10 protein-coding genes and 1 pseudogene are annotated in these 9,426 nt (G+C 59.4%); all 11 read left to right on the top strand.

Annotation, left to right across the window (positions count from 1 at the left end; translation table 11 throughout):
* The first annotated feature begins 41 nt into the window (after positions 1-41).
* Positions 42-500 carry a hypothetical protein gene (locus JX325_RS09200; protein ID WP_204790859.1) on the top strand — a complete coding sequence of 153 codons (459 nt, stop codon included), beginning with the start codon at positions 42-44 and terminating at the stop codon, positions 498-500.
* A 15-nt stretch (positions 501-515) separates the two neighbouring features.
* Positions 516-896, top strand: coding sequence for a hypothetical protein (locus JX325_RS09195; RefSeq protein ID WP_204790858.1), 381 nt, complete (start codon positions 516-518; stop codon positions 894-896).
* A gap of 889 nt (positions 897-1,785) precedes the next feature.
* On the top strand, positions 1,786-2,529 hold the full coding sequence (locus JX325_RS09190) for a DUF5131 family protein (RefSeq protein ID WP_204790857.1): 744 nt from the start codon (positions 1,786-1,788) through the stop codon (positions 2,527-2,529).
* A 3-nt stretch (positions 2,530-2,532) separates the two neighbouring features.
* A complete protein-coding gene (locus tag JX325_RS09185; protein WP_204790856.1) occupies positions 2,533-2,931 on the top strand; it encodes a hypothetical protein in 399 nt (132 codons plus the stop codon).
* Positions 2,932-2,934: 3 nt separating this feature from the next.
* Positions 2,935-3,462, top strand: coding sequence for a DUF1064 domain-containing protein (locus JX325_RS09180; protein WP_243414014.1), 528 nt, complete (start codon positions 2,935-2,937; stop codon positions 3,460-3,462).
* A 998-nt stretch (positions 3,463-4,460) separates the two neighbouring features.
* Entirely contained in the window at positions 4,461-5,072 is a 612-nt protein-coding gene (locus tag JX325_RS09175; RefSeq protein WP_160583940.1) for a hypothetical protein, read from the top strand.
* Positions 5,069-6,913 (top strand): terminase gpA endonuclease subunit, encoded by a 1,845-nt coding sequence (locus tag JX325_RS09170; RefSeq protein WP_204790855.1) that lies wholly within the window; start codon positions 5,069-5,071, stop codon positions 6,911-6,913. The genes JX325_RS09175 and JX325_RS09170 overlap by 4 nt, the downstream gene beginning before the upstream one ends.
* Before the next feature lie 12 nt (positions 6,914-6,925).
* The gene (locus JX325_RS09165; RefSeq protein ID WP_160583938.1) at positions 6,926-7,153 is read left to right on the top strand and encodes a peptidylprolyl isomerase; all 228 of its coding nucleotides are present in this window, start codon (positions 6,926-6,928) and stop codon (positions 7,151-7,153) included.
* Between the two features lie 5 nt (positions 7,154-7,158).
* The gene (locus JX325_RS09160) at positions 7,159-8,733 is read left to right on the top strand and encodes a phage portal protein (protein ID WP_204790854.1); all 1,575 of its coding nucleotides are present in this window, start codon (positions 7,159-7,161) and stop codon (positions 8,731-8,733) included.
* Positions 8,663-9,226 (top strand): HK97 family phage prohead protease, encoded by a 564-nt coding sequence (locus JX325_RS09155; protein ID WP_204790853.1) that lies wholly within the window; start codon positions 8,663-8,665, stop codon positions 9,224-9,226. Before JX325_RS09160 ends, JX325_RS09155 begins: the two co-directional genes overlap by 71 nt.
* Positions 9,223-9,426: pseudogene (locus JX325_RS09150) on the top strand (hypothetical protein); the annotation flags it as partial. The gene JX325_RS09155 and the pseudogene JX325_RS09150, both read left to right, overlap by 4 nt.

Here is a 9,426-nt window from a genome sequence, read left to right as displayed (position 1 = left end):
ATCTTTCAGAGTTCTGGAGAGGTCAAAGAAATATAACCATAATGGATCCCAATATTCTGGCCTGCCCGGAGCGGTGGGACCTGCTGGAGCAGCTGGCGGCCTCCAGGGCCTATGTGGATTTTAACCAGGGGTTGGACATTCGCCTGGCGGACAAAGACGTGGCGGACCTGCTGGGGAAAATGCGGATCGAGCGGCTACATTTTGCCTGGGACAACCCGGCGGAGGACCTGCGGCCACAATTTGAAAGGTTTTCCCACTGGTACAGGCGGAAAGACCCGACCAAAAAGGGCGTGTATGTTCTAACCAATTTCAACAGCACACTGGAGGAGGACCTGGCCCGCGTCTATGCCCTGCGTGACCTGGGATATTCCCCCTATGTCATGATCTACAATAAAGACCAGGCACCCCAGGAAACAAGATACCTGCAAAGGTGGTGCAACAATCGGCTGATCTTCAAAGCACAGCCGGATTTTAGCAAGTACGATCCAAAACGTGGATAAAAGGAGGTCAAATCCGTGGGAATAATCAGCATAGGGGTGGGAACCTGTACCCTGGGCCGCAAACAGGCGGACCGGGACGGAAACGTGGTAAGCGAAACCCCGGCAAAATTTGAGATTGACCCGGCGGGCAGCTGTGTGGTCATTGTGCCGCTGAACCCGGAAACCATGGAGCAGGACGGCCCGGTGGAGGTTTTTGGGGACTGGCAGGCGGGCCAATATCTGGCCAGGGTGGCGGAACTGATCCACCCAAACCGCCAGATCAATGTCCCGGACCTGGAGGCCATGATCCGGCGGGCGGCCATGGATGGGCTGGACCTGTGCGACTATTGCGAGGACTGCTATATGTGCCGGGATTGCATTGTAAAAGAATGGAAAGAGGACCCCGGCGGCGGATAAAGCCGCCGGGGCAGAACCTACCACGACGGAAAAGGCGGGAACGATATGCAGAGAGTAAAAACGCGGATTTTTTCCGGGTCCGTGTGTGAGCAAATCGTTTTTAATGTNCCGGACCGTGTACGGGATATAAAAAAGGCAGAACCACGGCCCAGGTTTAAGACGCCGGAGGAGCGGGAGCAGCACCGGATCGGAATTTCCAAACGAAACCACGCCCGCCTGTTTAACCAGAATTTCGGCCCGTCCTCCCTGTATAGCACCCTTACATTAAATAATGAATATGAGGTCCACACATTCCAAGAGGCCCGCCGCCTGCGGGACAACTACACCCGGCGCCTAATGTACCATTTCCCAGGGGCCAGGATCCTGATCTACATGGGGCGCGGCAAAGGCACCCACCGGATCCATTTCCACATGGTTTCGGAGGGCATACCGGAGGAACAGATCCGCAAGCTGTGGGGCATGGGTGAGATCGTGCGGATCGAACACCTACGGGAACACAATTATTATAGTGGTATAGACCACGGCCAGGACTACACCGGACTGGCGAATTATCTTTTTGACCACTGGACCCCGGAACAGGGCGGCCACCGCTGGAAAAAGGCCGGAAAGCTGGACAAGCCGGATCGGGAACCGTCCACCGAGGTCAAGCGCAACTATACAGAGAACAAACCGCCCCGCCCGCCAAAGGGCTACATACTGGTGGAGAGCAAAGCCACAAAATACGGCTACNTATATTATAAGTATGTACGGCAGCCGGAGCCGCCCAAAAAGGCGCGGCGGAAAAAGGCGGGATCGGGCTGAATGTAAGTTCAGCTTTTTATGGCCTTGTAAATGTGTAAAGTTTGGGGACGATCCAGACGCCACCGGAAAACAGAAAGGAGATCGCACAATGAACAAGACGAAAATAGACTGGGCCACCATGTCATGGAACCCGCTGACCGGGTGCCGCCATGGGTGCCCCTACTGCTACGCCAGGCGGACCGCCCACCGTTTCGACAAGGGGCTGGAGGATCCCGCCCCGCTGTCCGGCGGCCTCCATGTCCTGGAGGAGAAGATCAAGGGCACCCCCTACCCCTACGGTTTCGAGCCTACCCTACACCGCTACCGCCTGAACCAGCCGGAGCGCGTGGAGGAACCGCAGACCGTTTTTGTGTGTTCCATGGCGGACCTTTTCGGGAAGTGGGTGCCAACGTCCTGGATCGCCCAAGTGATCGACGCCTGCCTGCGGGCGCCGCAGCACCGTTACCTGTTCCTGACAAAGAACCCGGCCCGCTACCTGGAACTGGACCACCTGGCCCTCCTCCCCCATGGGGAAAATTTCTGGTACGGGTCCACGGTGGCCAATAGGGACGCGGCGGCCATGTACCCCATGCCCTGGGCGAACATCAACACGTTTTGGAGCATGGAGCCGCTGCTGGAGCCGGTGGCCATGGGGGAGGCGGAGGGCCTGCCCCAGTGGGTGATCCTGGGGGCTGAAACAGGCAGCCGCCGGGACAAGGTGATCCCCCGCCGGGAGTGGGTGGACCAGATCGCGGCATTTTGCGCGGAGAATGAGATCCCCGTGTTCTACAAGGGCAACCTGCGGGAGTATTTCCCGGACCTCCCCGCCTCCATGTTCCCGTGGGAGGTGTGAGCCGTGCGGGCGGTGCTTATGAGCATGAAACCGGAGTGGTGGGAGAAAATCTTGTCCGGGGAAAAGACGCTGGAGATCCGCAAGTCCGCCCCGCAAAGCAAGGACGGGCGGGCGTTCCGCTGGCCGTTGACCGTCCTGGTGTATGTGAGCGGGACCGGAGCGGTGCAAGGGAAATTTACCTGCTGGGGGTGGGTCAAAACCAACCTGCTGGAAATGCTGGTGGAGCGGTCCGGCGTTTCCATGGAGGCCCTGCGGGCCTACGCAAAAGGCGGGAGCCTTTACGGGTGGGTGATCCAGTCCCCGGAGAAATTCAACACCCCCAGCCCGCTGGCGGAGTTTGGGCTGAACCACCCGCCCATGTCGTGGCAGTATGTGGAGATCCCGAACGCGGCGGAGGTGTAGCTGGTGGCCATTGACGTGAAAGACCTGCCGCCAAAATATCAGGCCCAGGCGCTCCAGAAATACATGGCCCAGCAAAAGCGGCGGGGGCCTCCTCNATCCCCTGCCGCCGACGGGCCGCCAAAGGCCAGCAAATACCACAACAGCCCAACCGAGCGGATCACGCCGTCCGGGGCCGTCCTCCATTTCGACAGCCANAAGGAAGCCCGGCGCTATGACCACCTGGCCGCGCTGGAGCGGGCGGGGCAAATTCGGGACCTGCGCCTGCAAGTGGATTTTACGCTGCAAGAGGCATACACAGACACCGAGGGCCGCAGGGTGCGGGCAATCCGGTACAGGGCGGATTTTACCTACCGCGTCCCGCCGTTTTGGGAGTTATCGGAGAACGCCCCGGAGGAACTGCGGAAAAAGTACGGGCCAATGGGGGCGCTGGTGGTGGAGGACGTGAAAAGCCGCCCAACGCGGACCAAGGAATATTTGCCAAAGCGAAAGCTGCTAAAGGACAAGCTGGGAATTGACATAACCGAGGTGTAACCATGGGCAGAAAGACAACGGGGGACAAACTGGAGCGGGAGGCGGTGAAACGCTACCTGCAGCAATATCACGCGGCCAAACAGAAAAAGCGGATTTTGGAGGAGCGCCGCCGCACACTATCCGCAGAACTGCGGGGGCCATCCACCGCCCCGGCGTTCNGGGCCACGCNATCCGCCAAGCCGGTACACCCGGACGGGGCGGGCGCCCTTGTCTTTCAGATCGCAGACGTGGAGGAGCGGATCGAGGCCCAGCAGGCGGAAATGGCCAGGGCCGTCCAGAATGTCATGGACTTAATAGACCTACTGCCCCTGGGGTCCATGGAGCGGACCGTGGTGGAAATGCGGCATATAGACAGCAAGACGTGGGAGCAAATCGCCAGGGAAGTCTATTTGAGCCGTTCGGCGGTATTTAATTACTACAACGCCGCGCTGGATAGGCTGGCCAGGAATGAGCAAAGCGGGAAACTGCTGGGGGATTTTAAGGCCAGGAACAGAGGGGTCAAGAAATAAAATGGCCGGGCTGAAAAGTGTGGACACTTTTGGACTATTGCCTGTGCTATATTGATAGCATGAAAAGCCGCAAGGAATACAGGGGCCGCCAGGGGACAGAAACCTGGTGGCCCCGCCGCTTTTCACTCCATGGGTGCGGAGGGTGTGCGGCGGGGGCTTTATCCTTTCACCCCGCCGCCCTCCAGGGACGCGCCGGGAGGCCAGGACGCAGGCCAACAGGCCCGTGAGATCGACGGCCACCCCCCGGCGCGGGTCCTCCCTGCGCCTAAAACCAACGCGGGGCAAAGTGAGCCCGGTATTTTTGCCCATAAAACCAAAAAATTTTTGGCCTGTTACGTTACGCATAGCAAAAACGCCGCCGGAATTTATCCCCCCTTTAGGGGGGATAACCGAGCGGGCCGGAGCGGGCCAAAATGCGAAACGGACGCGGGAAGAAAAAACGAAACCGGCGGACCTCCACCGCCGGGGCGGGAAAGGGGGCCGCCTCCAGTGGCGGAGCAGAAGAAAACAGCCGCGAAAAAGGCGGCGCCGAAAAAGCCGAAAGCGGAAAAGCCAGCGGTCCTGACCGGGACCGTGCCGGAGTGGTCCAGCACGGGAGTGATCGCCCAAATGCTGGGCTTTAAGGGGTGCCGCAGGGTCCAGCAACTAACCCAAGACGGGGTGCTGGAAACCGAGGTCCCACCCGGCGGCGGAGCGCGGAAATATAGGACCTGCGAAACGGTCCAGCGGTATATTGCCCACATCGAGCAAAAGGCCCAGGAAACCGGGGAGAAAAGCCGCACGGCAGAATTGGCCCTGAAAAAGCTGGAGGCCGAGGTGAAACTGAAAGAGAGCCAGGGCCAGCTTGCCAGCATAAAGGCGGACATAGCCGAGGGGCGATACATCGAAACGGCGGCGGCCACCGAGCAGCTGGCGGAGTTTATGGACACGTTCAAAAATTTTGCCATGAACATACCCAGCAGGGTGGCGGGCACCGTGGCCAGCTATACGGACGCCGCCACCGCCCGCGCTATCGAGCGGGCCACCCGCAAGGAATTGGAGGATATGCTGGCCCTATTCGTGGACGCCGCCGTGGTGGAGCCGGAGGAGGCAAAACGGTGAAAAAGTTTCGTGTAAAACGCTATGAGGTGCCGGGCTGGATTATAACCGCCGTTGAGATCCTGCGCCCACGAAAACGCCTGTCAGTTTCCAAGTGGGCCGAAAAGCACCGCATACTGCCGGACGGGAACGCCATACCGGGGCCATGGCGCAACAGCGTGACCCCCTACCTGGTGGAGATCATGGACACATTCGACGACGACGTGGTGGAAAAAATTGTTTTCGTCAAACCCACCCAGGTGGGCGGCACGTCTGCCATGGAGAATATGCTGGGCAGCCTGATCGACCAGGCACCAGGGCCGACCATGATCGTGTACCCGTCGGACGACCTGGCGGAGCGGACCGTGGACGCCAAGCTGGAGCCAATGATCAAGGCTTGCAAGGTGCTGGCGGAGAAATACCGGGAGCATATCAGCAAAAAATTACAGCTGAAATTCGGCACCATGACCGTCTACCTGAACGGCGCCAACAGTCCGGCGGATCTTGCAAGTACAAATATCCGCTATTTGTTCCTGGATGAAGTGGACAAATACCCAGGGGCCAGCAAGAAAGAGGCGGACCCCGTTTCCCTGGCCATAGAGCGGACAAAGACCTACACCACAAACCGGAAAATATTTATAACCTCCACCCCAACGCTGAAAACGGGTCACATCTGGAAAGCCAAAGAGGAGGCGGACGCGGAAAAACACTATTTCGTCCCATGCCCCAATTGTGGCCAGTATATCGAATTGAAATTTGCACAAATCAAGTGGCCCAGTAAGGACGATGTGCCGGACAACGCGGAGCGGGCGGAAATGGCCAGCTATGTGTGCCAGGCGTGTGGGTGCGTGATCACGGACCAGGACAAGGGCAAAATGCTGGAGGCTGGCCGGTGGGAGTATGTGCGAAAAAGCACGGCACAGCCCAAAAGCGTGGCATTTTGGATCTCCACCCTGTACTCCCCTTTTACCCGCTTTTCCGATATTGCCAAGGAGTTCATGCGGAGCAAGGACGACCCGGAACTGCTGCAGAACTTCACCAACAGCTGGCTGGCGGAGCCGTGGGAGGACACCAAACTGAAAACCAACGCGGATCTGGTCATGGAGCGCCAGACCGATGTGCCCGCCCTGGAACTGCCGGAGTGGACAAAGCTGCTGACCGGCGGGATCGACGTGCAGGAAAATTGTCTGTACTGGACGATCCGGGCCTGGGGCGATTTTACGACCAGCCAAAACGTGGCCCACGGCCAGGCCCTTTCTATGGCGGAGGTGGAGCGGGTTATGAATACCGCTTTTTCCCTGCCGTCCGGCGAAAAAATGATGGTGGAATTGGCCCTGATGGACAGCGGCGACCAGACCGACGCGGTTTATGAATTTTGTCTGATTAATGCGGAGTGGGTGAGGCCCTGCAAGGGTGTCCCCACCATGCAGGGGCATTACAAAATTTCCACCGTGGACAAGGCCGGGAGCCGCGCCAACGGTATGCAGCTGGTTCTGGTAGACGGCGGAAAATACAAGGACATGATCGCCGCCAGAATGAGGCGGCCAAACGGGCGCGGATCCTGGATGGTACATAAAGACTGCGACCTGGAATATGCAGAACAGGTCACGGCGGAGCATAAGATCACGGAACGGTCCAAGGGCAAGGTGGTCCAGCGGTGGGAACTGAAAACGTCCCACGCGGCCAACCATTACCTGGACTGTGAAGTGTACGCGGCGGCAGCGGCGGACGTGCTGGAGGTCCGATCCCTGTTTCTCCAGAACCAGGAGGGTGCGGAGAAACCGCAGGAAAAGGTGGACCAGCCGCCCCGGCAGGAACCCGCGCCGGAGGAAAACTGGATCCGCAAACATGAAGAATGGATTTAACCGGAGGCAACCATGGACGAAACGAAAATGACGGCGGCGGAAATGCTGGCCCAAGTCAATACCGCCATCACCACCGTGCTATGTGGCGGCCAGTCCTACAAGATCGGCAGCCGGTCCCTGACCCGTGCGGACCTGGCCATGTTGAAGTCCATGCGGGACGACCTGGAGGCACAGCTGGCCAATGAGGAAAGCGGCAGCCTGCTGGGCCGGACTTATGTGGCATTTTTTGACGGGAGGTGATCGGCATGGGCTGGCTTGATNATGTGATCGCCACCGTGTCCCCGCGCCGGGCCTACGAGCGGGAAATGTGGCGGCAAGGGCTGGATGAACTGCGAGGCTATGACGCCGCAGGGCATGGCCGGATAAATTCCGGGTGGCGGGCCGTGAATGAAAGTGCAGAAATTACGGACCGTTACAGCCGGGACGTGGTGCGGGCACGGGCGCGGGACCTGGAGCGAAACAGNGATATAGCCCAGTCTGTTATTTACGCCTACAAGCGCAACGTGGTGGGCAAGGGCTANACCCTGCGGGCCATGACTGGCAGCGACGAACTGGACAAGCGGATCGAANAGGCGTGGAAACGCTGGTGCAAAGCCCGCAACTGCGACGTGACCGGGGAACAGTCTTTCAATGAAATTCTGCGAATGATGGTGGAGCGGAAAAAGGTGGACGGCGGCATGATCGTCCTGTACCGCTACACACCCGGCGGTGTGGTCCCGTTCAAACTTCAATGCCTGGAAGTGGACGAACTGGACAAGACCCAGGCAACGCCACGCCACAAGGGCAACAGGGTGGTGGGCGGTATTGAGTATAACCAATACCGCCGCCCGGTGGGCTACTNGATCCGCCAATATGACANAGAGGGCTGGCAGTTGGCGGAGCCTGCATACATCGAGGCCAAAGACGTGTTTTTCTACAAGAGTAAACACCGGCCCAGCCAACTGCGGGAAATGTCCGATATGTCCCCCACCATCACCAGAGTGCGGGACACAAACGAATTTATCAACGCTGTAAGCGTAAGGGAGCGGATCGCGGCCTGTCTGGCGGTGCTGATCAAAAAGACGCTGCCAACCGGCGGGACCGGGCGGAGCAGCTGGAGCAACAAGGGCGGCCAAGTGGACTATGCGGGAAAGCGCCTTTCCCCCGGCATGATGATGGAAATGGGGCCGGGCGACGACGCACAGATCATTGACCCCAAAGGGGCGGCAACCGACGCCACCGCGTTCCTGAAAACACAGCAGGGATTGATCGGCGCAGGCCAGGGCCTTTCTTATGAGGCGGTAAGCCGCGACATGAGCGGGGCCACCTATTCNTCCGCCAGGCAAAACGCGCTGGAGGATGAAAACACATACACGGAGGAGATCGAACTTTTAACCACGTTCATGTCCGAGGTGTATGAAAACTTTGTTATTTCCGGGGTTTTGNCCGGCCTGTTTCAAATGCCNGNTTTTTGGGACCGTAAAGAGGAGTTCCTGGATCATACATGGGTCAAGACGCCGAAAAAGTGGATCGACCCGGCAAAAGAGGCAAACGCGGACAAAATCGCCCTGCAAAGTGGTCAAAAGACTTTCCAGGACCTCCAGGCGGAAAAGGGCAAAGACTGGAAAGACGCCGTGGACGAACTGGCGGAGGTCCTGGAGTACGGCAGGAAAAAAGGGATCGATATGGGAGGNGTGATTTTTGGAACTGGAGCGACAGCGGCCCGGCAGGGCGGACCCGGAGCGGGACAAAAACCGGGGGACCCGGAGCATGGGGGAGATCCTGGCCAGGGAGGCAAACAGCCCGCCGGAGGCGGAGAACAGCCGCAGACGGACAATTAGCTTTTCCAGCGAGGAGCCATACCGGCGCTATTTTGGCATGGAGATTCTGGACCATGCCGGGGGCGCGGTGGACCTGTCCCGCCTGAACACGGTGGGCGTGGTCCTGTTCAACCACGACCCGGACAAAGTGGTGGGCAAGGTGATCCGGGCATGGGTGGAGAACAACCGGGGCATGGCAGAAATCGAGTTCGACAGCGACGACGACGCGGAAAAGATTTTCGGCAAGGTCAAGACCGGGACCCTGAAAACCACGTCCGTGCGCTACGCTGNGGACGCCTGGGAGGAGGTCAAGGCCGGGGCCGTGTCTGCGGACGGGCGTTTCACTGGCCCCTGCATGATCGCCCGGAAATGGACGCCGCTGGAGGTTTCTGTGGCGTCTGTGCCGGCGGACGCCACCGTGGGCGTGGGGCGGTCCAATGCTGACCCGCCGGACCTGTCCATGTATGAACGGCAAATTCAGATCAACAAGAACAAAATGGAGGTAAGAGCATGAAAAACAAAGCAAAGTGGATCAAGCGGCAGCAGGAGATCGTGGACGCCGCCCGCGCCGCCGGGCGGGGCCTGACGGCGGAGGAGCAGGCGGAGTTTGACGCGCTCCAGCGCCAGATCGACGCGGAGCCGGACGACAACGGCGGCGGCGGTGAGCCTGCCGGCGGCCAGCGCAGCGTGGGCGGACAGGACCCCGTGAACACC

The organism is Oscillibacter sp. CU971 (genome assembly GCF_905219725.1).
Lineage (GTDB): Bacteria > Bacillota > Clostridia > Oscillospirales > Oscillospiraceae > Oscillibacter.
Note: the sequence above shows the minus strand (reverse complement) of the source record. Positions and strands in the feature narration are given on the sequence as shown.